The organism is Streptomyces kanamyceticus, from assembly GCF_008704495.1.
GTDB classification, from domain to species: domain Bacteria; phylum Actinomycetota; class Actinomycetes; order Streptomycetales; family Streptomycetaceae; genus Streptomyces; species Streptomyces kanamyceticus.
Window position 1 is genome coordinate 6,882,466 of sequence record NZ_CP023699.1, and the last position, 26,565, is coordinate 6,909,030.

Here is a 26,565-nt window from a genome sequence, read left to right on the forward strand (position 1 = left end):
CGGGCAACGGGGCCGCGTCTGCCTCGTTCCGTAGAGCGCCGACCGCGGGTCGTGGTCCGTCCTCGCGCAGTTCCCCGCGCCCCTAAGGGGCGCGCCCCTGACAGGGCGCCCCTCTCAGCGGGGCGCGGCCAGCGCCCGCTCCACACCCGTCTCGTGTGGACCCAAGAAGTGGGGATCCGGTTGAAACGCCGAGTCCACCACCGCCTTGCCCGCCGCGAACACCTCCCGCGCGCCGCCGTAGTACCAGGTCGCGTCGTGGACGGCGTCCACCCCGACCCCGTACGACGAGACGCCCGCAGCGTCGCACAGCGCGACCGCCCTGCGTATGTGGAAGCCCTGGCTGATCAGCACCGCCCGGTCCACGCCGAATATCTTCTTGGCGCGGACGCAGGAGTCCCAGGTGTCGAAGCCCGCGTAGTCGCTCACTATCCGGCGCCCCGGCACGCCGTGCTTCTGCAGATAGGCGCGCATGGCGTCCGGTTCGTCGTACTCCTCGCGGCTGTTGTCCCCCGTGACGAGCACGACCTCTATCCGTCCCGTGCGGTACAACTCGGCCGCCGCGTCGAGCCGGTGCGCGAGGTACGGCGACGGCTCGCCCCGCCACAGCCCGGCCCCGAAGACCACCGCGACCCGGGTGCGCGGCGCGTCCGCGACCGTGCCGATCCTGTCGTCCGTCGTCACGAACAGCCACGTCGAGGGCAGCAGTGCCAGCACGCACAGTGCCACCACCGCCTGCACGGTCCGCCGCTGTCCCCTTCTCGTGCGCGGCAGCCGGAGCCACTCGGGCCGCCGCGGGCGCCAGGTAATCCGCGACGCCCGTCCCCGCAGCCGCGCGAAGCCGTCCGACGGCCACAACCGCCGTGCCCACCCTGTCCGTTCCATCCGTGATCCGCCCCCCGAGCCCACCGGACCTCCCCGATCCGAGCACTGCGACAACCGTAAGCGCCCCCACCGACACATCGGGTGGGCTCCGCCCCTGAAACAACCCGGAGATCGCCCCCGAGCGCGCCCTGATCCGCCGGACAGGCCCTCGCCCCGACCCGCCCCGTGAGCCCCCCGAAAACAGTCGTCACGGCCATGCAACGCCACCGCAACCTGCCCCGGCCATCCTCGGTCCATGACGCCGTCGAACCCTCTTCGCGACGAGTCCGGCAGCACTCACCTCGACAGTACGGCGCAACTCATGGACCGCATCACCAGCCAGCTCGGCAGCCAGCTCCGCCGCGTCTCCCCGGACGGTGGCCGTCGCCCCGACCCGTCCGCGCCCCTCGTCCTGGTCGCCCACGGCAGCCGTGACCCACGCGCCCTCGCCACCGTCGAGGACCTCGCCGAGCGGGTCCGCGAGCTGCGGCCGGGGCTCACCGTCGGGATCGGCCACATCGAGCTGACCGAACCGCTGCTCACCGACACCCTCACCGGCCTGCGGCCAGGACCCGCCGTGCTCGTGCCGCTGCTCCTCGGGCGCGGCCAGCACGTCAAGCGCGACCTGCCCGCGGCCGCCGCCCGCGCACCGCACCTCGACTGCCGTGCCGCCGCTCCGCTCGGCCCGCACCCGCTGCTCGTCGACGCGCTGCACGCGCGGCTCACCGAGGCGGGCTGGCCCGTGGCGCCCGGCACGGCCCGGCGCCGCGGGCTCGGCGTGGTCCTCGCGGCGGCGGGCTCCCGCGACCCGGACGCGGCCGCCGACACCGAGACCGCGGCGGGGCTGCTCGCCGAACGCCTCGGCGTGCCCGTCGTACCCGCCTACGCGGCGCCCACCGCGGCCTGCGCCCGCACCGTGCCGGAGGCGCTGCGGGCCCTGGCCGCCGAGGGACGGCACCGCGCCGCCGTCGCCGCGTACTTCACCGCGCCGGGCCGGTTCGCCGCGCAGGCCGCCGACGCCGCACCCTGGATCGCCGCGGCGCCGCTCGGCGCGCACCCGGCGCTCGCCCGCCTCGTCCTGCACCGCTACGACCGGGCGAGCACCACGCGTCCGGTGGCCGAACCGCGCCGCCTGACCCGGGTCTGACCGGGGCCAGATCCTCCTTTGTCACCGCTTGCGTCTACTGTCGGTGCATGGAAGGCACAGCACCGAACGCGCAGGACGACGACTGCGGCGCCTATGGCACCTATGACGAACCCGCCGTCGAGCGATGGGCGGCCGAGCCCGACAAGAGGCCGGGGCGCACGGCCTTCCAGCGCGACCGCGCGCGCGTGCTGCACTCCGCCGCGCTGCGCCGGCTCGCGGGAAAGACCCAGGTCGTCACGCCGGGGACCAGGAGCCAGGCCTGGGACGCCAGTGCCCGTACGCGCCTGACGCACTCCCTGGAGTGCGCCCAGGTCGGCCGCGAGCTCGGCGCCGCCCTCGGCTGCGACCCGGACCTGGTGGAGACGGCCTGCCTCTCCCACGACCTGGGCCACCCGCCCTTCGGGCACAACGGCGAGCAGGCACTGAACGAATTCGCGGCGGACTGCGGCGGATTCGAGGGCAATGCCCAGTCGCTCAGGCTCCTCACCCGCATCGAGCCGAAGCGCTTCGTGCGCTCCGAGGACACCGACGAACTCGTCAGCGTCGGCCTCAACCTCACCCGCGCCGCCCTGGACGCCGCCACCAAGTACCCCTGGCCGCGCGGCGTCCACCCCACCGACCCCGCGTCGCCCAAGTTCGGGGTCTACGAAGACGACAGGCCGGTCTTCGACTGGGTCCGCAAGGAGGCCCCCGGGCAGCGCACCTGCTTCGAGGCCCAGGTCATGGACTGGTCGGACGACGTCGCCTACTCGGTGCACGACTTCGAAGACGGCCTGCACGCCGGGCACATCGATCCGAACGCGCTGCACGCCGAGCCCGAGCGCAGGGACATCTATGAGGTGGCGCTCGGGCGCTACGTCCCCGCCGACACCGACCCCGAAGAGCTCGCGGGGGCCCTCGATCGGCTCCTCGACCAGGACTGGTGGCCGCACGGGTACGACGGATCCGCCGTCGCCCAGGCCCGGTTGAAGGACGCCACCAGCCAGCTCATCGGCCGCTTCTGCCTGGCCGCGGAGTCCGCCACGCGCGCGCGGTACGGCACGGGCCCCCTCACGCGGTACGCGGCGGAGCTCGTCGTGCCCCGCGCGGCCCGGCACGAGTGCGCGGTGCTCAAGGCCGTCGCCGACCGCTACGTGATGCAGCGCCCCGCCCAGGAGCGGCTCCGCGCCGATCAGCGCGTCGTCGTGGCCGAGCTCGCGGACGCGCTCACGACGCGCGCCCCCGACGGCCTCGACCCGCAGTTCCGCGCGCTGTACGACACGGCGTCCGACGACCGGGCGGCGCAGCGCGTGATCGTCGATCAAATCGCCTCACTCACGGACGCGGCGGCCCGCGCCCTGCACCATCGGATGACGGCGAGACGGTAGGAAAAACGGCGGTAAGTGACCATGGAGTGACCACAGGGCGTGACGAAATGTGGCCAGTTGGAGCCACGCCCCCTTCCCCCATCACGCTCTGTGCGGGACGCTCCCTGTGGCGGTTCGGTTATGAGGAGGCATCAAGTGGTCGACGCGGATCAGACGTTCGTCATTGTCGGAGGAGGGCTGGCCGGCGCCAAGGCGGCCGAGACACTCCGTTCCGAGGGGTTCACCGGCCGGGTGATCCTCATCGGTGACGAGCGCGACCACCCCTATGAGCGCCCGCCCCTGTCCAAGGGCTACCTCCTGGGCAAGGAGGAGCGCGACAGCGTCTTCGTCCACGAACCGGGGTGGTACGCGCAGGCGGACATCGAGCTGCACCTGGGCCAGACCGTCGTCGCCATCGACCGCGCGGCCAAGGCGGTGCGCCTGGGCGAGGGCGCCGTCATCCACTACGACAAGCTCCTGCTCGTCACCGGCGCCGAGCCGCGCCGCCTCGACGTCCCGGGCACGGAGCTCGCGGGCGTCCACCACCTGCGCCGCCTCGCGCACGCCGACCGCCTGCGCCACGTCCTGGCCGCCCTCGGCAGGGACAACGGCCACCTGGTGATCGCGGGCGCGGGCTGGATCGGCCTGGAGATCGCCGCGGCCGCCAGGGAGTACGGCGCGGAGGTCACCGTCGTCGAGCCCGAGGCGACCCCGCTGCACGCCGTCCTCGGCCCCGAGGTCGGCCAGATGTTCGCCGATCTGCACGCCGAGCACGGCGTCCGCTTCCACTTCGGCGCCCGGCTCACCGAGATCGTGGGCCAGGACGGTATGGTTCTCGCGGCCCGCACCGACGACGGCGAGGAGCACCCCGCGCATGACGTGCTCGCCGCGATCGGCGCGGCCCCGCGCACGGCGCTCGCCGAGTCCGCGGGCCTGGAGCTCGCCGACCGCGCGCACGGCGGCGGCATCGCCGTCGACGCCTCGCTGCGCACCTCCGACCCCGACATCCACGCGGCGGGCGACGTGGCGGCCACCGCCCACCCCCTCTACGGAGACAGGCTCCGCGTGGAGCACTGGGCGAACGCGCTCAACGGAGGCCCCGCCGCGGCCCGCGCCATGCTCGGCCAGGACGTGACGTACGACCGCGTGCCCTACTTCTTCTCCGACCAGTACGACGTCGGCCTGGAGTACTCGGGCTGGGCGCCCCCCGGCTCGTACGACCAGGTGGTGGTCCGCGGCGACACCGGCAAGCGCGAGTTCATCGCGTTCTGGCTGCGCGACGGGCGGGTCCTCGCGGGGATGAACGTGAATGTGTGGGACGTCACCGAACCCATCCAGGAGCTCATCCGCAGTGGCAGGCGGCCGGATCCGGACGCCCTGGCGGACCCGTCCACCCCCTTGGCGTCGCTCCTGGCGTGAAGGGCCGGGCAGGAGTGTCACAGGCGCGCCGTAGTATTCCTACGTGGCTGGCAGGATCAATGACGAGGACGTGAAGGCGGTTCGGGACGCGGTCCCGATCGACGCCGTGGTCTCCGACTACCTCCAGCTGCGCAGCGCGGGTGGTGGAAACCTCAAGGGCCTGTGCCCCTTCCACGACGAGAAGTCCCCGTCCTTCCAGGTCAGCCCGAGCAAGGGTCTCTTCCACTGCTTCGGCTGCCAGGAAGGCGGCGACACGATCGCCTTCGTGATGAAGATCGACCACCTCACGTTCTCGGAGACGGTCGAGCGCCTCGCCGCCAAGGCGGGCATCACCCTGCGGTACGAAGAGGGCGGGTACAACCCCACCAACCAGCGCGGCGAGCGCATCCGCCTGGTGGAGGCCCACAAGGCCGCCGCCGATTTCTACGTGGCCCAGCTGGAGACCCCCGAGGCCGAGATCGGCCGCAAGTTCCTCGCCGAGCGCGGCTTCGACCAGGCGGCGGCCGCGCACTTCGGCGTGGGCTACAGCCCGGCGGGCTGGGACCACCTCACCCGCTTCCTGCGCGGCAAGGGCTTCACCGACAAGGAGCTGACGCTCTCCGGCCTCTCCCAGGAGGGCCGTCGCGGCCCCATCGACCGCTTCCGCGGCCGCCTGATGTGGCCGATCCGCGACATCGGCGGCGAGGTCGTCGGCTTCGGCGCCCGCAAGCTCCGCGACGACGACAACGGCCCGAAGTACCTGAACACCCCCGAGACCCCGATCTACAAGAAGGGCCAGGTGCTGTACGGCGTCGACCTGGCCAAGAAGGAGATCGCCAAGTCCTCCCGCGCGGTCGTCGTCGAGGGGTACACGGACGTCATGGCCTGCCACCTGGCCGGCGTCCCCACCGCCATCGCGACCTGCGGCACGGCCTTCGGCGGCGACCACATCAAGATCCTCCGTCGCCTCCTGATGGACAACGGCTCGGCGCGGGTGATCTTCACCTTCGACGGCGACGCGGCCGGACAGAAGGCCGCGCTGCGGGCCTTCGAGGACGACCAGAAGTTCGCCGCCGAGACGTACATCGCCATCGCGCCCGACGGCATGGACCCCTGCGAGCTGCGCCTGGCCAAGGGCGACGAGGCCGTCGCCGACCTGGTCCAACCCCGTACGCCGCTCTTCGAGTTCGCGCTCCGCCAGATCGTCTCGCGGTACGACCTGGAGACCCCCGCGGGCCGCGCCGCCGCCCTGGACGAGGCGGCGCCCGTGGTGGCCCGCATCAAGAACAGCGGCGCCCAGCACGAGGTGGCCGTCCAGCTCGCCGGGATGCTCGGCATCCTGGACACCCAGTTCGTGGTCAAGCGGGTCGCCCAGCTGGCCCGTTGGGCCCGCGACCGCGGCGGCCGGGGCCCCGCCCCGCAGCAGAGCAGGGCCCCGCAGGCGTACGGCGAAGGACCGCCCGCGCCCAGCGGCCCCGCGCTCACCCTGCGCAGCCCCGCCCACCGCACCGAGCGCGAGCTGCTCAAGCTCGCCCTGCAGTACCCGCAGCTGGTCTCCCCGGCCTTCGACGCGTACGGCATGGACGAGTTCACCGCCCCGCCCTACGCGGCCGTGCGCCAGTGCGTGGAGGAGGCGGGCGGCGCCGAGGCGGGCATCGCCGAACCGCAGGCCTATCTGGGCCGGGTCCTCGACGCGGCCCCCGACGACACGGTGCGCCGCATGGTCACCGAGCTCGCCGTCGAGTCGATCCTGCGCAAGACCGTCGACGAGATGTACGCGGGCATCCAGCTCGTCCAGGTCCGCCTGCGCGCCGTGGACCGCCGCATCCGGGACGTCCAGGGCAGCCTCGCCCGGCTCGGCGCGGGCGGCGACCCGCAGCATCTGGCCGCCGTCCAGAACGAGTTGTGGGTCCTCCAGCAGTACGCCCAGGCACTGCGCGAGCGAGGTTCCGACGCCCTCTGAGGCGTGACGCTCGGGCCAATGGTTACCCGTCGGGTAATCACGCGGTCACGGACCGGTCTCAAAAAGTCACCGCACGCCCCTCGTGGCGGCCGCGTGTCGTGCCCCACACTGGGTTCCGGTGCCTGAGTCCTCGGAGCGCGGCCGGCCCGCAGACAGCGGGTCCGACACCCCCGCGGTTCCACACATCGTGTTCGGGACGGACAGCGGCGAGGCCGTCGTCCCTCTCCCGTTGCCGCACGCCTCAGCTGCGATCACCCTGGAGGTCGCCCCCGTGCAGACCCAGACCCTCACCCAGACCGACACCGCCGCGCACGCGGATGCGGACGCGGACGTCCTGGAGGCAGTCCCGGCGCAGAGCCGGGCCGCCCGGCACCCGGAGGTACAGGAAGCGGAGGCCGCGGAAGAGGCCGAAGCACCGGGTCCGCCGGACGCCCGCGAATCCCTGGAGCCCGAGACCACCGAGCTCCCGGCGCCCCGCAGCCGCACCGACACCGGCGGCCCCTCGTCCGACCTGTTCCGCCAGTACCTGCGCGAGATCGGGCGGATCCCCCTGCTGACAGCGGCGGAGGAGGTGGAGCTCGCCCGCGGCGTGGAGGCAGGCCTCTTCGCCGAGGAGAAGCTGAGCAACACCCCCGACCTGGACTCCCAGCTCGCCCTGGACCTCGACAAGCTGGTCGTCATGGGCCGGATGGCCAAGCGCCGCCTCATCGAGGCGAACCTGCGCCTGGTCGTCTCCGTCGCCAAGCGCTACGTGGGCCGTGGGCTCACCATGCTCGATCTCGTCCAGGAGGGGAACCTGGGCCTGATCAGGGCGGTCGAGAAGTTCGACTACGCCCGCGGCTACAAGTTCTCGACGTACGCGACCTGGTGGATCCGCCAGGCCATGTCCCGCGCCCTGGCGGACCAGGCGCGCACCATCCGCGTCCCCGTGCACGTCGTGGAGCTCATCAACCGCGTCGTACGCGTCCAGCGCCGCATGCTCCAGGAGCGCGGCTACGAGCCCACGCCCGAAGAGGTGGCCGCCCACCTGGACCTGCCGCACGAGCGCGTCAGCGAGGTCCTGCGCCTCGCTCAGGAGCCCGTCTCGCTGCACGCCCCGGTCGGCGAGGAGGACGACGTCGCGCTCGGCGACCTCATCGAGGACGGCGACGCGACGTCTCCGGTGGAATCAGCGGCGTTCCTGCTGCTGCGCGAACACCTGGAAGCGGTCCTGTCCACGCTCGGCGAGCGCGAACGCAAGGTGGTCCAGCTCCGCTACGGCCTCGCGGACGGCCGCCCCCGCACCCTGGAGGAGATCGGCCGCATCTTCGGAGTGACCCGCGAACGCATCCGCCAGATCGAATCCAAAACCCTCAACAAACTCCGCGACCACGCGTTCGCGGACCAGCTGAGGGGCTACCTGGACTGAAGGGGAGCGCCCCTTAAGGGGCGCGGGGAACTGCGCGCTCAGCCACATGAGACCGGCACACGCAGCTCCCCAACACCCCCACGGCGCTAGTCGACTTCAGCCACGGCCTGGGCGAACTGCGCGGCGTACAACCGCGCATACGCCCCTTCGGACGCCAGCAACGCGTCATGCGTGCCCTGTTCGACGATGGCACCGTTCTCCATCACCAGGATGGTGTCCGCGTCACGGATCGTGGACAGCCGGTGCGCGATGACGAACGAGGTCCGCCCGTGCGCAAGACGGGCCATGGCCTTCTGGATGAGGACCTCCGTACGCGTGTCGACGGAACTCGTCGCCTCGTCGAGTACGAGGATCACCGGGTCGGACAGGAACGCCCGAGCGATGGTGATGAGCTGCTTCTCGCCCGCGCTGACCCCCGTGCCGTCGTCGTCGATCACGGTGTCGTACCCGTCGGGAAGCGTCCGTACGAAGCGGTCGGCGTGGGCGGCGCGGGCCGCCTCCTCGATCTCCTCGCTGGTGACGTCCTTCGCCGCGCCGTACGCGATGTTCTCCGCGATGGTGCCGCCGAACAGCCAGGTGTCCTGGAGCACCATCCCGATCCCGGACCGCAGTTCGTCGCGCGACATCTTGGCGATGTCGACCCCGTCCAGGGTGATGCGCCCGCCCGTCACTTCGTAGAACCGCATGAGCAGGTTGACGAGCGTCGTCTTGCCCGCGCCCGTGGGGCCGACGATGGCGACCGTGTGTCCCGGCTCCACCGCCAGGGACAGGTCCTCGATGAGCGGCTTGTCCTTCTCGTAGCGGAAGGACACGTGCTCCATCTCGACCCGCCCGGTGAGCCGGTCGGGGCGCTCGCCGGGCACCGGGTCGGCCTCCTGCTCCTCGGCGTCGAGGATCTCGAAGACGCGTTCGGCGGAGGCGACGCCCGACTGCACGAGGTTCGCCATCGAGGCGACCTGCGTGAGCGGCATCGAGAACTGCCGCGAGTACTGGATGAACGCCTGCACGTCACCGATCGACAGCGACCCGGAGGCCACCCGCAGACCGCCCACCACGGCCACGAGCACATAGTTCAGGTTCGAGATGAAGAACATCAGCGGCTGCATGACACCGCTGTTGAACTGGGCCTTGAACCCGGCCTCGTACAACTGCTCGTTCTGCTCGGCGAACGCCTTGGCCGACTCGTCCTGGCGCCCGAACACCTTCACCAGGGTGTGTCCGGTGTACATCTCCTCGACGTGCGCGTTCAACTTGCCGGTGGTCTTCCACTGCTGCACGAACTGCGGCTGCGACCGCTTGCCGACCTTCGTCGCCACGAAGAACGACAGCGGCACGGTGATCAGCGCCACCAGCGCGAGCAGCGGCGACACCCAGAGCATCATCACCAGCACGCCGATGATCGTCAGCAGCGAGTTGATGAGCTGGCCCATCGTCTGCGTCAGCGTCTGGTTGATGTTGTCGAGGTCGTTGGTGGCCCGGCTCAGCACCTCGCCGCGCTGCCGCTTGTCGAAGTACGACAGCGGCAGCCGCGACAGCTTCGCCTGTACGTCGCCGCGCATGCGGAACACCGTCTTGTTGATGGCGCGGTTGGAGAGCCGGGTCGCCACGGCCATCAGCAGGCCCGCGGCCAGGAACGTGCCGAGCGCGAGCAGCAGGACCTCGCCGACCGCGCCGAAGTCGATGCCCTTGCCCGGGGTGAAGTCGACGCCGGAGAGCATGTCGGCCATGCCGCCGTCGCCCTTGTCGCGCAGGCCGTCGATGGCCTGCTCCTTCGAGAGCCCCTCGGGCATGCCGCGGCCCACGATGCCCGCGAAGAGCAGGTCGGTGGCCCGGCCGAGGATCTTCGGGCCGACCACGGTCAGCGCGACGCTGAACACGCCTGCCGCGAGCATCCCCAGCATCGTGGCGCGCTCCGGCCTGAACTGCGCGAGCAGTCGCTTGCCGGAGTTCTTGAAGTCCATCGAGCGGGAGTTGGGGCCCATCATCGCCCCACCGTGACCAGCCATTACGCGGCCTCCGCTTCCGTCAGCTGGGAGAGCACGATCTCCCGGTAGGTCTCATTGCTCTCCATCAGTTCGTGATGGCGCCCGGTGCCCACGACCCGGCCCTCGTCGAGGACCACGATGCGGTCCGCGTCCCTGATCGTGGAGACGCGCTGGGCGACGATGACGACGGTCGCCTCCGCGGTCTCCCTGCCCAGTGCCGCGCGCAGTGCCGCGTCGGTGGCGTAGTCGAGCGCGGAGAAGGAGTCGTCGAAGAGGTAGATCTCCGGACGCTGGACCAGGGTGCGCGCGATCGAGAGGCGCTGGCGCTGGCCGCCGGAGACGTTCGTGCCGCCCTGGGCGATCGGCGCGTCGAGACCCTCGTCGAGGCCCTCCACGAAGCTCTTGGCCTGGGCGACGTCGAGCGCGTGCCAGAGCTCCTCGTCGGTCGCGTCGGGATTGCCGTACCGCAGGTTGCTGGCGACCGTGCCCGCGAAGAGGTACGGCTTCTGCGGGACCAGGCTCACGGACCGCGCGAGCAGCGCGGGCTCGACGGTGCCCACGTCCACGCCGCCGACCAGGACCTCGCCCTCGGTCGCGTCGATCAGCCGCGGTACGAGGCTGAGCAGCGTCGACTTGCCGCTGCCGGTCGAGCCGATCACGGCGGTCGTCTCACCGGGCCGCGCGATGAGCTCGACGGCCTTGAGCACGGGCTCCTCGGCGCCGGGATAGCGGAAGCCCGCGCCCCGGATCTCCAGGTGCCCGTGGCTGCGCAGTTCGCGCACCGGGGCGGCCGGAGGCACCACGCTGCTCTCGGTGTCCAGGACCTCCTCGATGCGCTCGGCACAGACCTCGGCGCGCGGCACCTGCATGAACATGAAGGTGGCCATCATCACGGACATCACGATCTGCATCAGGTACGCGAGGAACGCGGTGAGCGCGCCGATCTGCATGTGGCCGCTGTCGATGCGGTGCGCGCCGAACCACACCACGGCGATCGAGGACACGTTCACGACGGTCATGACGATCGGGAACATCAGCGCGAGCAGCTTGCCGGTGCCGAGGGAGACCTCGGTCAGGTCCGCGTTGGCCTTCCGGAACCGGTCCTTCTCGTAGGTGTCGCGGACGAAGGCGCGGATGACGCGGTTGCCGGTGATCTGCTCGCGCAGCACCCGGTTCACCGAGTCGAGGCGCACCTGCATGGTGCGGAACAGCGGCCGCAGGCGCCGCACGATCAGGCTGACGCTGATGCCGAGCACGGGCACCACGGCGACGAGGACCGCGGAGAGCGGCACGTCCTGGCCGAGCGCCATCACGATGCCGCCGACGCACATGATGGGCGCGGTGACCATCAGCGTGAACGACATCAGGACCAGCATCTGCACCTGCTGGACGTCATTGGTGGTGCGCGTGATCAGCGAGGGGGCACCGAAGTGGCCCATCTCGCGCGCGGAGAAGGACTGCACACGGTCGAAGACGGCGGCCCGGACGTCGCGCCCGAGGGCCGACGCGGTCCGCGCGCCGTAGAAGACGGCGCCGACGTTGCAGACCATCTGAGCGATCGTGACGGCGATCATGATGCCGCCGAAGCTCAGGATGTAGCCCGTGTCCCCCTTCACGACACCGTTGTCGATGATGTCGGCGTTGAGGGTGGGCAGGTAGAGCGCGGCGCAGGTCTGCAGGAACTGCAGCAGCACCAGCAGGGCGATGGGTTTCTTGTACGGACGCAGGTATGTCCGCAGGAGTCGTATGAGCACGCTCGGTCTCTCGAGGAGTCGGGTGTCGGCCGGTGGGCGAGGTCGCCCCCATACTCCGACACCCGACCGGTCGCCGTGCAACCGATTAACCCATGACCGGGTCAAATTTCAGCCCGGGTACAGAACTGGGCTCACTTAAGGATCTAGGAACGCGCGGATCTCCGGTATGTCTCAGGAGACGGGCGGCGCGAAGGCCCCGGGATGCGACTGCTCCCGCACCGTCGCGTACTGCTGCCGCACCGCCTGTCCCACCGCGAGCTCCTCGCCCGGCTCGAAGACCTGCGCGGCCGCTCCCTGCCAGAACGGCAGTCGGCCGGTCAGCGCCCACGCGGCCTGCCGTGCGGCACCGATCGCCGCGTAGTCGGCGGGCTGCGGCACCACGACCTGGGTCCCGAACATCATCGGCGCCACGGCCTGCACGGCGGGCAGTTCGGCGGCGGCCCCGAGCAGGAACACCCGCCGCACCTCGACCCCGCGCCCGCGCAGCACGTCCAGCGCGTCACCGAGCCCGCAGAGCATTCCCTCGAAGGCGGCCCGCGCCAGGTGCTCGGGCTTCATCGACTCGCGCCGCAGCCCGGTCAGCGTGCCCGCCGCATGCGGCAGGTTCGGCGTCTTCTCACCCTCCAGATAGGGGAGGAACACCAGGCCGTGCGCGCCGGGGGTGGACTTCATCGCGAGCGCGGAGAGCTCCTCCAGGTCCGCGACCCCGAGCATCTCGGCCGTCCCGCGCAGCACCCGCACGGCGTTGAGCGTGTGGACCACCGGCAGGTGCAGCCCGGTGGCGTCCGCCAGCGAGGTGATCATCCCGCCCGCGTCGGCGAGCGCCTCGTGGTGCACGGCCATCACGGACCCCGAGGCCCCGAGCGACACCACGGCATCGCCCTGCTGCACGCCGAGCCCGAAGGCCGCCGCCATCGTCTCGCCGGTGCCCGCCGATATCAGCAGCCCCTCGGGAGTGGTCCCCGCGGCCTCCGCGGGACCGATCACCTCGGGCAGCATCGCCTGGTGCCCCAGGGCCAGTTCGACGAGATCGGGGCGGTACGTCCCGGTCGCCGCCGACCAGTAGCCGGTGCCGGAGGCCCCGCCGCGGTCGGTGGTGCGCCGCGAGGGCCTGCCGAGCAGCTGCCACACGAGCCAGTCGGGAGCCTGCATCAGGGCGGCCACGCGCTGCGCCGCCTCCGGCTCGGTCCTGGCCAGCCAGCGCAGCTTCGTCACGGGCAGCGCGGCCTGCGGGACGCAGCCCACGGCCTGCGCCCAGGCCTCGCGGCTGCCGAGCCCGTCGACCAGGTCGACGGCGGAGACCTGCGCCCGCCGGTCGTTGCCGACGAGCGCGGGCCGCACGGTGTTGCCGTGCTGGTCGAGCGCCACGAGCGCGTTCTGCTGCGCGGAGACGCCGATGGCCTGCACGCCTTCGAGCAGCCCGCCGCCCGCGGCCTCGCCGAGAGAGAGCAGCCAGGCCTGCGGATCGACGTCGACAGGACGGCCGCCACCCTCCGCGCTCTCCAGCGGGTGCGGGGCATAGCCCTGCTTGAGTACGGCGCCCGTGTCCGTGTCACAGACCACGATGCGCGTGAAATCGGGCGAACTGTCCAACCCTGCGACTATCCCCATGCCGGGAATTCTGCCGCACCACGAGACGTGTCCCGTACCCCTGTTCCCCTTGGGGGCCCTACCTGCGGGTTCCCCGGGTTCCCCCTGGGTTTCCCCTGGAAGTCCTCCAGGCGTTGGCTACGTGTTGCTCGTGCCCCAGTCGTCCTCGGCGTCGCCCTGTCCGCGCTGGCGCAGCGACCGCACCCGGTCGGCCACCGAGTCGGGCATCTTCTCCCCGACCTTGTCGGACACCGAGTGGAAGGCCTTGCCCGCCACCTCGCGGCCCTGCTGCGTCGCGGACTCGACGGTGTTGCGCACGGCAGGGTTCTGGGAGATCCCCCTGGCTGATTTCTTCAGCTGCTCGTAGCGCTCGCGTCCGGCCCGGGTCCCGAGTACGTACCCGAGAGCCAGTCCCGCGACGAATGTGAGCCGGTAGCGCATGACTGCCACCCTTCCTTGCGTCGACGTCGCTCGTCTGTCGCTCGTCTGTCGCTCGTTGTTGATCGGCTGGTGACCGGTCGGCGGTCGGCCGGTGATCGGCCGGGGGATACCGATTGGCGGAGCACCCCCCTGCTTGCGCTAATGTATGTGTCGCAGCGAGCGCCCGCCGCCTGGAGAGTTCCCAGGTAGGTGCGTTCGATGCGAACGAGACGATCCCCTGTAGCTCAATTGGCAGAGCAGCCGGCTGTTAACCGGCAGGTTACTGGTTCGAGTCCAGTCGGGGGAGCTCGGTCTCCTGTAGCTCAATTGGCAGAGCAGCCGGCTGTTAACCGGCAGGTTACTGGTTCGAGTCCAGTCGGGAGAGCTGTGACGAAGGGCCCCTGAGATGACTCTCAGGGGCCCTTTTTCGTGCCTGATGGAACCATGCGGGCAGCCCTGCGGTCCTCATGGTCGAGCGATGCCGACCATCCGAAGCAGGAGATCGTATGAGCGGCTATGCTGCGGCAGACGGCGCGCACAAATGTGCGCGACGCGCCGTTAGGGGCGGTAGCTCAGCCGGTTAGAGCAGCGGACTCATAATCCGTCGGCCGTGGGTTCGAGTCCCACCCGCCCCACCTCAGCGGGTCTGTGCAGAATCGTTCTGACCTGCGCGAACGTATCCGTCAGGGTCGCCACGTAAACCGTGGCGGCCCTTTTTCACTCTTGGGGCGTAGGCCGCTTTCGGGTGGCGCGGGGTCCTCCGTACGGCTTCAGCTGCGGCTCCCCGTGCGGCTCCTCCTCGGGTGTGCCGCGCGGTCGGTGAGCGTCGCCGTGAACACCATGATCACCGTGCTGTCTGTGGGCAGGTGTGGAGCAGGGTGGTTCCGGTTGGGGAATCCTCCAACGTGAGTCGCACCTGCCATGGAGATCTCTCTCAAGTTTTTCAAATGCGAGGCAAACACGATTATCTTGTCGCACATGCAGTCCTACACGATTGGGCAGGCCGCGCGTCTGCTCGGTGTCAGTCCCGATACCGCTCGGCGTTGGGCGGATGCCGGGCGGGTCGCCACGCACCGCGATGAGGGTGGGCGTCGGCTCATCGATGGGCGGGATCTTGCCGCCTTCTCCGTCGAGGTCGGGCAGAACGGGGGCGGTGCGGGTGAGGAAGACGTCTCGTACACCTCCGCCCGCAACGCCTTTCCCGGCATCGTCACCGCCGTGAAGCTCGGTGACGTGGCAGCCCAGGTCGAGATTCAGGCGGGGCCCCACCGGCTGGTCTCGCTGTTGACCCGGGAGGCGGTGGAGGAGCTCGGCCTCGAGGTCGGGATGCAGGCCACGGCCCGGGTGAAGTCCACCAGCGTGCATATCGACCGGACCTGAACGACGGCGTCCGGCCGCCGCTTCCGCTTTCGCCTCGCTTCGCCTCGCATACCCCTCTTCTCCCCCTCTTCGCACTTCCGCAAGGAGTTTCGCCTCATGTCCCCGAAGCACTCCGCGTTCACCGCCCGCCGCGGTGCCGCCGCCGTCGTGACCGCCGCCCTGCTCGTCCCGCTCGCCGCCTGCGGCAACGACGACGACAACGGGAGCAAGAAGGACGGGGGCGGCAAGGACGTGAACCTCACCGTTCTCGCCGCCTCTTCGCTCACCGACGTCTTCGCCGCCGCCGAGAAGGTGTACGAGAAGGAGCACCCCGGCACCAAGCTGACGATCTCCCCGGCCGGGTCCCAGGAGCTTGCCGCGCAGGTCAAGCAGGGGTCGCCCGCCGATGTCCTGGTCACCGCCGACACCAAGACCATGGACGGGCTCAAGGGCGAGACCGGCGCGCCCACCGTCATCGCCAAGAACCGCCTCGTGATCGCCACGCGTGAGGGCAATCCGGACAAGGTCAAGGGACTCAAGGACCTCGCGAACAGCAAGCTGAAGGTCGTTCTCGCCGACGACACCGTGCCCGTCGGGCGCTACAGCAAGCAGGTCCTGGACAAGCAGAACGTCGACGTGAAGCCCGTCTCCAAGGAGGCGAACGTCCGGTCCGTGCTCAGCAAGGTCGAGCTCGGCGAGGCCGACGCGGGCATCGTCTACAAGACGGACGCCGCCACCGCGACCGACAAGGTCGACGCCGTGGAGATCCCCGACGACCAGAACGCCGTCGCCTCGTACCCGGCCGCGACCCTCAAGGGCTCCAAGAACGGCGACGCCGCCGCCGCGTTCGTGAAGTGGCTGAGCACGCCCGAGGCGCAGAAGATCCTGCGGGACGCGGGCTTCCAGAAGCCGTAGTCGAGCCGTCAGAGCTGTCAGAGCTGTCAGAGCCGTCACAGCCGTTAGAGCCGTCGGAGCCGTCATGATCCCGACCCGGTCCCGCCCCCGGACCCGTACGCCGCTGACGCTGGCCGTACCTGCCCTGCTCGCCGTCGCGTTCCTGCTGATGCCGCTCGTCGGCATCCTCGCGCGGACCGAGTGGGGTCAGCTCGGCACGCATCTGAGCACGCCCGGAGTCACCCAGGCGCTCAAGCTCTCGCTCCTCGTGTCCTTCTGGGCGCTCGGCCTGTCCCTGCTGCTCGGGGTGCCGCTGGCCTGGCTGCTCGCGAGGGTGGATTTCCGGGGGAAGGCGTTCGTACGGTCCCTCGTGCTGCTGCCGATGGTCCTGCCGCCGACCGTCGGCGGCGTCGCGCTGCTGCTCGGGTTCGGGCGGCGCGGGCTGCTCGGGCCCTGGCTGGAGAACACCTTCGGGATCGTCCTGCCCTTCCACACCTCCGGTGCGGTGGTCGCGGCGACGTTCGTGGCGATGCCGTTCCTGGTGATCAGTCTGGAGGGGGCGCTCGGCGGGCTGCGGCCCGGCTTCGAGGAGACGGCGGCGTCCCTCGGGGCCTCTCCCGTACGGGTGTTCCTCACCGTCACGTTGCCGATGGTCGCCCCCGGGCTCGCCGCGGGCGCCGCGCTGACCTGGGCGCGGGCGCTCGGCGAGTTCGGCGCCACGATCACCTTCGCGGGCAACCTGCCGGGCACCACGCAGACGCTGCCGCTCCAGGTGTATCTGCTGCTCCAGGACTCACCGGAGGCCGCGACCTCGCTTTCGCTGCTGCTCCTCGCCATCGCCATGGCCGTGCTCGTGGGGCTGCGGGGGAGGTGGACGGCGGGGGCGTCGGCATCCGCCTCCGTACGCGTACGGGGCGCGGAGTCCGTGGCGGCGGATGATGACGTGGCCGCCGTGGCCGTGGAGCCGCCCCACCTGATCGCCGCGTCCGAGCCGCTCCCGGAGAAGTGGGCGCTGAGCGCCACCGTCACCGGCTACAACGAACTCACCCTCGACGCCGAGCCCGGCACCACCATCGCCGTCGTCGGGCCGAACGGCGCGGGCAAGACGACCCTGCTGCGCGCCCTCCTCGGCCTCACCCCGCGCGCCCGCGCGGAGCTGCGGCTCGGCGAACGCGACGTCAGCGCGCTGCCGCCGCACCGGCGCGGAGTCGCCTGGGTGCCCCAGGAAGGCGCACTCTTCCCGCACCTGACCGCGCTCGGCAACACCGCCTACGGGCTGCGCGCGCAGGGCGTCCGGCGCGCCGAGGCCCGCGCGGCGGCGCGGGCGTGGCTCGACCGGCTCGGCGTCGGACACCTCGCGCACCGCAGGCCCGCCCAGCTGTCCGGCGGGCAGGCCCAGCGGGTCGCCCTTGCCAGGGCGCTCGCCGCGCGGCCCCGCCTTCTGCTCCTCGACGAGCCGCTCGCCGCGCTCGACCAGACCACCCGGGCCCATGTCAGGCACACGCTGCGGCGGCACCTCGACGGCTTCGGCGGGGTCTGTCTCATCGTCACGCACGATCCCGTCGAGGCCGTTTCGCTGGCCGACCGGGTCCTCGTACTCGACGAAGGGCGTACGTTGCAGGACGCGCCGCCCGCCGAGGTCGCCAGGCACCCGCGCTCGCCCTGGGTGGCTCGGATGCTCGGCCGCAACGCCTGGCCCGGCACGGCGGACGCCGAAGGGAACCTCGCGCTCGCGGGGGAGGGGCGGCTCGTCGTCGCGGAGCCGCTCGGCGCGGGGACGCGGGCGCTGGCCGTCATCGCGCCGGAGGCCGTGTCCGTGCACCGAGAGAAACCGGCGGGCAGTCCGCGCAACGTGTGGCCGGGCACGGTGCGGGAGATCACCTCGGCCGGGAGCCGCCTGCGCGTCCTGATCACCTCGGACCTGGCGCCCGACCTGGTCGCCGAGATCACCCCGCAGGCCGCGCTCGAACTGGGGCTCGCGGACGGGGTCGAGGTGTGGACGAGCGTGAAGGCGACGGAGGTTTCGGTCGTGGAGCTCTGAATCGTCGGCCCTCGGCCGTCATTCCTCGCGGGTCAGGTTGTAAGAGTCCATCTCGATCATCAGGGTGTCCATGTCGGGGTGCACCCAGAGGACCAGCGTGTAGAGGGTCGAAGGGCATCGCAGGTGGGCGACGGCGGACTCGGTGAGCCGGACCCTGCCGTCGCCCAGGTCGGTGATGCCCTCCGGTGCGGGGATGTCCGCGAGCCACGCCGCGAGTTCCGGGCCGAGATGGGCGGTGTAGGTCGTGGCCACGCCCGATGCCGATTCCTCGCGGCGCAGGACGTCCGCGTACGCGGCGAATCTGAGGACGTCGCCGATGTGCTCGTCGAGGCCGACCCAGGGCAGGCCCTCGTCCTCCTGCACGTCGTACGTGCCGTCGGGCAGGCGCCTGCGGTGGCGTACCCGCCACCCGGTGGAACCGGCCCCCGACAGGACGCGGCCGATCTCGAAACCTTCCGGACTGCCGTCCGCCAGACACACGATGACGGTTCGTCCGCCGTGTTCGGTTCTCAGGAAGAGCTGCCGGTGCGCCAGTACCTGCTGGAGCGAGCGGTCGATCTTGGGGGAGCCCACGCGTACCTCCCGACGGCGGCGGGTTGGTGACTGTACGCGGTCATCTCCCCGCTGAACATGGGGCGTGGTGCGTGGTACCCGCCTACAGCGGTGCCTGCCAGGTCACCGTCGTGCCCGCCTCCACGCCGTCCGTGGCGCCGTCGTCGTGCACCGTCAGACGTACGCCGGTCCTGCCGTCCGGCAGCGTCGCCCGCGCGTCGACCGTGACGTCGACGCGGCTGACGCCGGTGCGTCGCGACGTGGTGGCGAGCGCCCGGCGCAGGGCCGCCAGGAGGTGGCTCGCCACCGGCTCGGTGACCTGCGCGTCCACGGCGCCCGCGAACTGCGTCGACGGCTGGATGCCGAGCACCGCGGCCGCGCCCGCCGTCTCGCGCAGGACCTTGCCGCGGAAGGTGGTCGGGGCGTCGGCGGGCGGCTGCTGGAGCGCGAAGATGGCGGTACGGACTTCCTGGATGGTCGACTCCAGCTCGTCCACGGCGTGGTCGAGGGTGGACTCGACCTTGGCCGACGCGGCCCTGCGGCGGGTCGACTCCAGCATCATGCCGGTCGCGAAGAGGCGCTGTACGACCAGGTCGTGCAGGTCCCGCGCGATGCGGTCGCGGTCCTCGAAGACGGCGAGGCGCTGTCTGCTCTGCTGGGCGTCGGCGAGTACGAGGGCGAGGGCGGCCTGCGAGGCGAACTGGGTGGCGAGCAGCCGTTCGGCGGCGGTGTAGGCGGGGGCGCCGCGCCGCCGGGGCAGCGCGAGCGTCCCGATGAGCCGCCCGCCCGCCTGCAAGGGCAGCATCATGCTGGGCCCGAAACGGGCGCGCACGTGAGTGGTCATGCGCGGGTCGGTAGCCGAGTCCTCGATGAACACGGGCTCCCCACCGAGCAGTTGCTCGAGCACCGCGCTGCCGGGCTCGATGGTGGTGCCGATGAGGTCGTTGGGGCTGGGGCCGGGGCGGGCGTGGTCCGGCTCGCCCGCGGTGGCAGGGGAGTCTTCGGTGTGGGCGGCCTGCCGGGAGCCTGGGCCGGGAGCGGTGTCCTGGGCGCGGGCGGTGTTCGATCGCCGGTCGGTGCCGGGCAGGGCTCCGGCGCGGGCGTCCTGCCTGGTCACCGCGTCGGGGCCAGCGGGGTTCGGGCGCTGGTCCGTGGCGTGGGGGGTGTTGGTGTGGGTGTCGTGCTCGGTTTCTGTGTCGGGGGTGGTGGCCTGCGCGTTGGTGGGTGCGGTGCTCTGGGAGCGGGTGGTGTTCGGTTGCCGGTCTGTGCCGTGAGGGGCCCTGGTGTGGGTGTCCTGCCCGGTTTCCGTGTCGGGGGCGGTGGCCTGTGCGCTGGTGGGCTCGGTGTCTTGGGGGCCGGTGGGGCTTGGTCGCCGGTCTGTGGCGTGGGGGGTGTCGGCGCGGGCCTCCTGCTCGGTTTCTGTGTCGCGGGCGGCAGTCTCCGCGCTGATGGGCTCGGTGTTCTGGGAGCGGGTGGTGTTCGGTTGCCGGTCTGTGGCGTGGGGGGTGTCGGTGTGGGTGTCGCGCGCGGTTTCCGTGTCGGGCGCGGCGGTCTCCGCGGTGGTGGGCTCGGTGCCTTGGGGGCCGGTGGGGTTCGGTCGCCGGTCTGTTCCGTGGGGGGCGTCGGTGCGGGTGGCCTGCCCGGTTTCCGTGTCGGGCGCGGCAGCCTCCGCGCTTGCGGGCTCGGCGTTGGGGGAGCCACCGGTGTCCGCCAGTCGGTCCGGGCCGTGGGCGGATCCGGTGTGGGCGCCCCGCCAGGACTTCGTGCCCCAGCCGTGCGGCGCGCCATCCGTGGCGGCCGCGACGATCGTCATGCCGCCCGCCTCCGTGGGCTGCAGGATCACGCCCGCCGCCGCGCCCGCCAGGATGCGCGCGCGGTCCGCCACCGTCATCAGCGCGTCCGCCGCCGCCTCGCCGGTCAGGAGCGCCGTGGTGACCGCGGCCGCGCCCTCGATCCAGCGTTCCCGCTGGCGCGCCGCCTCGAACAGGCGGGCGTTGCCGATGGCGATGCCCGCCTGGCCCGCCAGGACCTTCAGGAGCTGCCTGTCGTCGTCGGTGAAGGCGCCCCGCTCCTTGCGCGCGAGCAGGAGGTCGCCGAACGCCTCGTCGTGGACGTGGATCGGCATGTCGATGACGTCCTGTGCCGTGGCGGGCCCCGCCGAGGCCCTGTCGCCCGTCACGAACAGCTCCGCCGAGCCCCCGGCACCCGCGGCGCCGACGGTGAGCGTGCCGTACCCCGCCCCGGTCAGCCGGGCCGCGCTGTCCACGATGTGCTGGAGCGTGGCGTGCAGTTCCAGGTCGGTGCCGACGGCGAGGACCGCTTCGAGGAGCGGGGGGATGGACGGCAGCGGTGCTTCCGCTCCTGCGGGCATCTCGGTTGCGTACTCCGTGTCGGGGTCGGGCACGTGCGCCGTGCCGGTCAGCCGGACAGCGGGTCCAGGACCAGCGGCTGGATCTTGCCCTCCAGCATCGCACCGAGCCCGAGCACAGCGCACACATCAGGCCGTTCCGCGATATGTACGGGCATTCCGGTCGCGTCCCGCAGCATCTGGTCGAGGCCGGGGAGGAGCGCACTGCCGCCCACCATCATGATTCCGCGGTCCGCGAGGTCGGCCACCAGGTCCGGCGGGCAGTCGCGCAGCACCTTGCCGATGCCGTCGAGCACGGCGGTGAGCGGCGTGTGGATCGCGTTGCGTACGGCCGCCGTGTCCACCTGGACCGAGCGGGCCAGGCCCGTCGCGACGTCACGGCCGTGGATCTCCGTGGACTCCGGCCCGTGCGGGGTCAGGCCGTTGCCGCTCAGCGCGAGCTGGAGGGGCCGCACCGACTGCGAGGGCAGCATCAACTCGTGCTGGTGGCGCAGGTGCTGCACGATCGCGTGGTCGATGGCCTCACCGCCCACCGGGATGCGCTGGGCCGTCACGATCGAGCCGAGCGAGAGCACCGCGACCTGGGTCGTCGCGGCGCCGCAGACCAGGATCATCGTCGCCTCCGGCCGCTCCACGGGGAGGCCGCAGCCGACCGCCGCCGCGATGAGCGTGTCCACCAGCTCGACCCGGCGCGCGCCGAGCCCGACCATCGTCTCGACGGCGGCGCGCTGGGCGAGCGGGTCCGCGTCGTGCGGGGTGCAGGCGGCGGCGCGCAGCCGCGGCTTGCGGCGCAGGGCCCTGCGGAGCTTCTCGCCGAGGAGGTGACGGAGCATCCGCTGGGCCATCTCGATGTCGACGACCGTGCCGCCGGAGACGGGCCTGACGACCCGGATGTAGTCGGGCGTACGTCCCGTCATCTGCTCCGCGAACTGGCCGACCGCGATGAGCGCGCCCGTCCGCGTGTTCACGGCCGCGGCGCTCGGCTCGTCGACGACGAGACCCGCGCCCTTCACGAACACGCGCGTGCGCGCGGCTCCCAGGTCGACGGCGATATGGCAGCGGCGCAACTGCTCCAGACTGACGGTCATGGCAGATCCTCCCGAGAGCGCAGACCGTACGGACCGTCGGACGGCGGTCCTGTCTCGCATCGTGCGGTGGACGCGGGCGGCGCGCGCGCTGGGCTGAGCCGGGCGGGGTGCCGCCGCACGGGTGGTCTTCGAGGCGTCGCAGGCAGGGCGTCCGTTCGCCCCGCTCGGGGCGAACGCCCCTGGCGGGAAAGGCTCCCTGACGGTGACACTGCCATGACCGAAGGGAGGGGCGAGGTTCCCCCGGTTCCAGTGGACCCGGACAGCCTCGTGGCGCAAAGGCGGATACTCGCCGATCTGACGCCTTTGCGTACGGCCCCGGGCGACCCTGCTCGAAGACACCCTGCCGAAGGCGCCCGAGGCGGCACCCGGAGCGGCACCCGGCCCCCGCCCGCTGGCGGGAACGTGCCCTGGCGGCTTCCCGCCACTTCCCGTCAACTCCCCTGCAACAAAAGGCCCCTGACACTCTTCGCAGCACTCGGGCACCACCCCCGCCCGGGTCCGACGAAGAGAGGCAGCCCCATGACCAGAGCCCCCGCGCGGCGAAGAGCCGCGCTCGTGGCCGCCGCCGGTCTCGCGTTCGCCCTGCTTCCTGCCGGGCAGAGCGCCGTCGCGGAGCCAGGACCCGACGGCTCCGCGCCGACGGCACCGGCCACCCGTACCGCGCGCGCCGCCCAGACCGTCACCCTGATTACCGGTGACCGGGTCACCGTCCACCCGCTCCCCGGAGGCAAGCGGTCCGTCACGGTCGAGCGGCCCGCGGGGGCGAGCGGGGCCGTGCGGAGCCGGATATCGGACGGGCACATCACCGTCGTGCCCGACGAGGCGCGGCCCGCTCTGCGCGCGGGCACGCTCGACGAGCGTCTCTTCGACGTGACGGAGCTGATCCGGCAGGGCTTCGCGGGGCCCGGCGCCAAGGCCCTGCCCCTCATCGTCACGTACGACAAGGGGGCGAGCCGGGCCGCCCGCGACCTGCCGCCCGGCACGGAGAAGGTGCGCTCGCTGCCCAGCGTGGACGGCGTCGCCGTCAGCGTGGAGCGGCCCGGCGCACTCTGGCGGTCCGTGCGCGACGAGGCATCCGCACGTAACAAGGCGTCCGGCACCGGCAAAGCGTCCGGCACGGGCAAAGCGTCCGGCACGGGCAAAGCGTCCGGCACCGGCAAAGCGTCCGGCACCGGCGAGGCGGCCAAGACCGGCAAGGCGTCCGGCATCGACAAGGTCTGGCTCGACGGCCGCGTCGAGGCCGACATGGCGCAGAGCAACGCGCAGATCGGCACCCCCGAGGCCTGGGAGGCCGGGCTCACCGGGAAGGGCGTGAAGGTCGCCGTCCTGGACACGGGCGTCGACACCGGGCACCCGGACCTCAAGGACCGGGTCGGCGAGACCAAGAGCTTCATCCCCGGCGAGGAGGTCGCCGACCGCAACGGCCACGGCACCCACGTCACCTCGACCGTGGGCGGCAGCGGCGCCGCCTCCGAGGGCAACAAGGAGAAGGGCGTGGCGCCCGGCGCGACGCTCGCCGTCGGCAAGGTGCTCAGCGACGAGGGCTTCGGCAGCGAGTCGGAGATCATCGCGGGCATGGAGTGGGCCGCCAAGGACATCGACGCCAAGGTCGTGTCGATGAGCCTCGGCTCGTCGGAGGCCAGCGACGGCACCGACCCGATGGCCGCCGCGGTGAACACCTTGACCAAGGAGACCGGCGCCCTCTTCGTCATCGCGGCGGGGAACACCGGCGCACCCTCCTCCATCGGCTCGCCCGGCGCCGCCGACTCCGCGCTGACCATCGGCGCCGTCGACTCCGGCGACAAGGCGGCCTACTTCACCAGCCAGGGGCCGCGCCTCGGTGACCACGCGCTCAAGCCCGATCTGTCGGCGCCCGGCGTCGACATCCTGGCCGGGCGCTCGCAACTGGTCGAGGGCGACGGCTTCTACACCGAGATGAGCGGTACGTCGATGGCGACCCCGCACGTCGCGGGCGTGGCCGCGCTGCTCGCCGAGAAGCACCCCGACTGGACGCCCGCGCGGCTCAAGGACGCGCTGATGTCCACGTCGAAGGAACTCGACGCGTCTGCATACGAGTTGGGTGCGGGGCGGGTCAGCGTGCCGGACGCCGTCGGTGCGCGGGTCACCGCCAGCGGCAGCGTCGACTTCGGCTTCTACGGCTGGCCGTACGACGGGAACAAGCCGGTCACCAAGACCCTCACGTACGCCAACTCCTCCGCTGCGGCCGTCGAGTTGAACCTGACTGCGCAGGGAGCCGCGGACGGTGTCGTCGCTCTCGCAGACTCCACCCTCACCGTCCCCGCGCACGGCACCGCGTCGACCACCGTCACCGGTGACGGCGCGAAGGCCCCGGTGGGCAACACCAGCGGCCGGGTCGTCGCGAGCGCGGGCGGCAAGGAGCTCGCGCACACCGCGTTCGGCCTGGTCAAGGAGGAGGAGCGGTACACGCTCACCGTCCACGTCAAGGACCGCGACGGTGCGGCGACCGCCGCCGACCTGGTGGTGCAGCAGCTCGTCAAGGGCACTGACCCCTTCCCGGCGGCCGTCGGCGACTCCGGCACGCTGGAGCTGCGCCTGAAGCCGGGGACGTACGCGCTCTCCTCCTTCCTCGACGTGCGCGGCGCCGGGGGCAAGGACTCCCTCGGCCTCGGCTTCCTCGCCGACCCGCAGGTCAAGCTCGACAGGGACCGTGAGATCACCCTGGATGGAAGGAAGTTGCGCGAGGTCAGGGCCGACGTCGAGCGGCGCACGGAGACCCGTCAGCTCCTCATGGAGTACGACAGGAAATCCGGCGGCGCCGATCTGCAGGGCGCGGTCCAGGTGCCCGTGAAGTACGACAGCGTCTTCGCGGCCCCGACCGCGAAGGTCACCGAGGGCAGCTTCGAGTACCGCACCGTCTGGCGCCTCGGCAAGCCGCTCGTGGACGTGAAGGGCGTCGAGGAGGCCGTCGCCCAGCCCGGCGGGACGATCGCCGAGGGCCGCCACAAGTGGACGCTGGTGGACGCCGGTGACGGCACCCCGGCCGCGTACGAGGGCAAGGACGTGCGCGGCAAGGCGGTCGTCGTCCGGCGTACGGCGGGGGTCACCCCCGCGCGGCTGGGGCAGGCGGCCCAGGACGCGGGCGCCGCCGCCTTGTTCGTGACGGACGATCAGCCGGGGCGTCTCAACGCCTGGTTCGGCACGGACGACAACGCCGACCGGCCACTGCAGATCGCCACGGTCGACGCGGCGGACGGGGCCCGGCTCATCGCCGCCGCGGGGGCGGGCCGGAAGGCCGAGAGCACCGGCACGCGCAACACGCCCTATGTGTACGACCTGTCCGAGGGGCACAAGGGCGCCGTGCCGAAGGATCTCGTCTACCGCCCGTCCAAGCGTGAACTGGCCGTCGTGGACAGCAAGTTCCACGCGGTCAAGCTCGCCGCGGGCGGCGAGTACCGGTACTCCATCACGGACACCTTCCCGATCGGCATCGGCTTCCAGGAGAAGATCGACTACCCGACCGAGCGGACCGAGTACGTCTCCATGGGTGCGGGGCAGACGTGGCACGAGTCCGTGTCCACCGGGCCCGGCGCCCTGGAGGAGCGCAGCGGACTCGTCACCTACCGGGGCGGCAAGCACACCGAACTGAACTGGTTCAAGCCCGTGCTGCACCCCTGGCTCGGCACCGGCCTCGGCTGGGGCCAGACGCGCACCGGCAACAACCTGGAGTTCAACGTCCCCGGCTGGGGCGACTCGGGGCCCGACCACACCGGCTTCGGCGACGTGTGGAACGAGGACTCCATGACGCAGAACAGCGAGGTCTTCGTGGACGGTGTGAGCGCCGACCGGCGCAAGAGCTCGGCCGTCTACGTGTGGGACGCGGATGCCGCCGAGCGGACGTACAAGGTCGTGACGGATACGACGCTCGATCCGGAGCGGTGGGTCCTCGGCACGAAGGGGCACGCCGAGTGGACCTTCAGGTCGAAGGAGACGGCGGCGGACAAGAAGACGTTCCTGCCGCTGCTGAACCTCGGGTTCGATGTGGACACGTCCCTGTCGGGCGACGTGCGGGGCGGGCGGACCGTGCCGGTCGGGATCTTCGCCGAGTACGTCAAGGGGGCGGTGGGCACCGGTGCCATCGGGGGTGGTGAGCTGTCCGTCTCGTACGACGAGGGCAAGTCCTGGGCGGGCGTCCCGCTGGATCGGGACGGTAAGAAGGCTGCCTGGGAAGGGAAGTTGAAGGTTCCGGGTGGGGCGAAGTCCGTGTCCTTGCGGGCCTCCGCCAGCGATGACCGGGGCGGTTCCGTGTCCCAGGAGATCATCCGGGCGGTAGGGGTGAAGTAGCCCTCCGGGCGGAGCCCCGCGTCGCTCACTGACGCGGGGCTCCGCCCCGGACCCCGCTCCTCAATCGC

General features: G+C 71.7%; 17 protein-coding genes and 3 tRNA genes. 12 read left to right on the forward strand and 8 right to left on the reverse strand.

What is annotated here, in order from left to right:
• Nucleotides 1-114 precede the first annotated feature (114 nt).
• Complete coding sequence (locus tag CP970_RS29715; RefSeq protein WP_150494156.1) at nucleotides 115-882, reverse strand: SanA/YdcF family protein; 768 nt, start codon at nucleotides 880-882, stop codon at nucleotides 115-117.
• Between the two features lie 235 nt (nucleotides 883-1,117).
• Here CP970_RS29715 and CP970_RS29720 point away from each other — a divergent pair, with 235 nt between their 5' ends.
• The 5 genes from CP970_RS29720 to CP970_RS29740 all read left to right on the forward strand — a co-directional run bounded on the left by CP970_RS29720 (nucleotide 1,118) and on the right by CP970_RS29740 (nucleotide 8,123).
• Entirely contained in the window at nucleotides 1,118-2,008 is an 891-nt protein-coding gene (locus CP970_RS29720) for a sirohydrochlorin chelatase (protein ID WP_150494158.1), read from the forward strand.
• Nucleotides 2,009-2,055: 47 nt separating this feature from the next.
• The gene (locus tag CP970_RS29725) at nucleotides 2,056-3,375 is read left to right on the forward strand and encodes a deoxyguanosinetriphosphate triphosphohydrolase (protein ID WP_055545576.1); all 1,320 of its coding nucleotides are present in this window, start codon (nucleotides 2,056-2,058) and stop codon (nucleotides 3,373-3,375) included.
• A gap of 135 nt (nucleotides 3,376-3,510) precedes the next feature.
• Nucleotides 3,511-4,773, forward strand: coding sequence for an NAD(P)/FAD-dependent oxidoreductase (locus CP970_RS29730; protein WP_055545578.1), 1,263 nt, complete (start codon nucleotides 3,511-3,513; stop codon nucleotides 4,771-4,773).
• 43 nt (nucleotides 4,774-4,816) lie between these two features.
• Nucleotides 4,817-6,715: a DNA primase gene (gene dnaG / locus CP970_RS29735; RefSeq protein ID WP_055545580.1), complete on the forward strand. Its 1,899-nt coding sequence runs from the start codon at nucleotides 4,817-4,819 to the stop codon at nucleotides 6,713-6,715.
• Between the two features lie 118 nt (nucleotides 6,716-6,833).
• Nucleotides 6,834-8,123, forward strand: coding sequence for an RNA polymerase sigma factor (locus CP970_RS29740; RefSeq protein ID WP_055545582.1), 1,290 nt, complete (start codon nucleotides 6,834-6,836; stop codon nucleotides 8,121-8,123).
• An 86-nt stretch (nucleotides 8,124-8,209) separates the two neighbouring features.
• Here the strand turns inward: CP970_RS29740 and CP970_RS29745 are convergent, their stop codons facing one another.
• The 4 genes from CP970_RS29745 to CP970_RS29760 form a co-directional block, all read right to left on the reverse strand.
• Nucleotides 8,210-10,129 (reverse strand): ABC transporter ATP-binding protein, encoded by a 1,920-nt coding sequence (locus CP970_RS29745; protein ID WP_055545584.1) that lies wholly within the window; start codon nucleotides 10,127-10,129, stop codon nucleotides 8,210-8,212.
• The gene (locus CP970_RS29750; protein ID WP_055545586.1) at nucleotides 10,129-11,862 is read right to left on the reverse strand and encodes an ABC transporter ATP-binding protein; all 1,734 of its coding nucleotides are present in this window, start codon (nucleotides 11,860-11,862) and stop codon (nucleotides 10,129-10,131) included. The genes CP970_RS29745 and CP970_RS29750 overlap by 1 nt, the downstream gene beginning before the upstream one ends.
• Before the next feature lie 171 nt (nucleotides 11,863-12,033).
• On the reverse strand, nucleotides 12,034-13,473 hold the full coding sequence (locus tag CP970_RS29755) for a xylulokinase (protein WP_055545588.1): 1,440 nt from the start codon (nucleotides 13,471-13,473) through the stop codon (nucleotides 12,034-12,036).
• Nucleotides 13,474-13,590: 117 nt separating this feature from the next.
• A complete protein-coding gene (locus CP970_RS29760) occupies nucleotides 13,591-13,893 on the reverse strand; it encodes a YtxH domain-containing protein (RefSeq protein ID WP_055545590.1) in 303 nt (100 codons plus the stop codon).
• A gap of 213 nt (nucleotides 13,894-14,106) precedes the next feature.
• On the opposite strand from CP970_RS29760, the gene CP970_RS29765 reads away from it, so the two are divergent.
• From CP970_RS29765 to CP970_RS29790, 6 genes are all read left to right on the forward strand, one after another.
• Nucleotides 14,107-14,179, forward strand: a tRNA-Asn gene (locus CP970_RS29765).
• 5 nt (nucleotides 14,180-14,184) lie between these two features.
• Nucleotides 14,185-14,257 (forward strand) — tRNA-Asn (locus CP970_RS29770).
• Nucleotides 14,258-14,433: 176 nt separating this feature from the next.
• Nucleotides 14,434-14,507: transfer RNA gene (locus CP970_RS29775), tRNA-Ile, on the forward strand.
• 343 nt (nucleotides 14,508-14,850) lie between these two features.
• Complete coding sequence (locus tag CP970_RS29780; RefSeq protein WP_055545603.1) at nucleotides 14,851-15,252, forward strand: TOBE domain-containing protein; 402 nt, start codon at nucleotides 14,851-14,853, stop codon at nucleotides 15,250-15,252.
• A 96-nt stretch (nucleotides 15,253-15,348) separates the two neighbouring features.
• Complete coding sequence (modA, locus tag CP970_RS29785) at nucleotides 15,349-16,146, forward strand: molybdate ABC transporter substrate-binding protein (RefSeq protein WP_055545592.1); 798 nt, start codon at nucleotides 15,349-15,351, stop codon at nucleotides 16,144-16,146.
• A gap of 64 nt (nucleotides 16,147-16,210) precedes the next feature.
• Nucleotides 16,211-18,166: an ABC transporter permease gene (locus CP970_RS29790; RefSeq protein WP_055545593.1), complete on the forward strand. Its 1,956-nt coding sequence runs from the start codon at nucleotides 16,211-16,213 to the stop codon at nucleotides 18,164-18,166.
• Between the two features lie 18 nt (nucleotides 18,167-18,184).
• Here the strand turns inward: CP970_RS29790 and CP970_RS29795 are convergent, their stop codons facing one another.
• The 3 genes from CP970_RS29795 to mreB all read right to left on the reverse strand — a co-directional run bounded on the left by CP970_RS29795 (nucleotide 18,185) and on the right by mreB (nucleotide 22,174).
• Entirely contained in the window at nucleotides 18,185-18,739 is a 555-nt protein-coding gene (locus CP970_RS29795; RefSeq protein ID WP_055545595.1) for a hypothetical protein, read from the reverse strand.
• An 82-nt stretch (nucleotides 18,740-18,821) separates the two neighbouring features.
• Nucleotides 18,822-21,089 carry a sensor histidine kinase gene (locus CP970_RS45115; RefSeq protein WP_224058820.1) on the reverse strand — a complete coding sequence of 756 codons (2,268 nt, stop codon included), beginning with the start codon at nucleotides 21,087-21,089 and terminating at the stop codon, nucleotides 18,822-18,824.
• Between the two features lie 47 nt (nucleotides 21,090-21,136).
• Complete coding sequence (mreB, locus tag CP970_RS29810; RefSeq protein WP_055545597.1) at nucleotides 21,137-22,174, reverse strand: rod shape-determining protein; 1,038 nt, start codon at nucleotides 22,172-22,174, stop codon at nucleotides 21,137-21,139.
• Between the two features lie 519 nt (nucleotides 22,175-22,693).
• Here mreB and CP970_RS29815 point away from each other — a divergent pair.
• Complete coding sequence (locus CP970_RS29815) at nucleotides 22,694-26,497, forward strand: S8 family serine peptidase (protein WP_055545599.1); 3,804 nt, start codon at nucleotides 22,694-22,696, stop codon at nucleotides 26,495-26,497.
• Nucleotides 26,498-26,565: the final 68 nt, after the last annotated feature.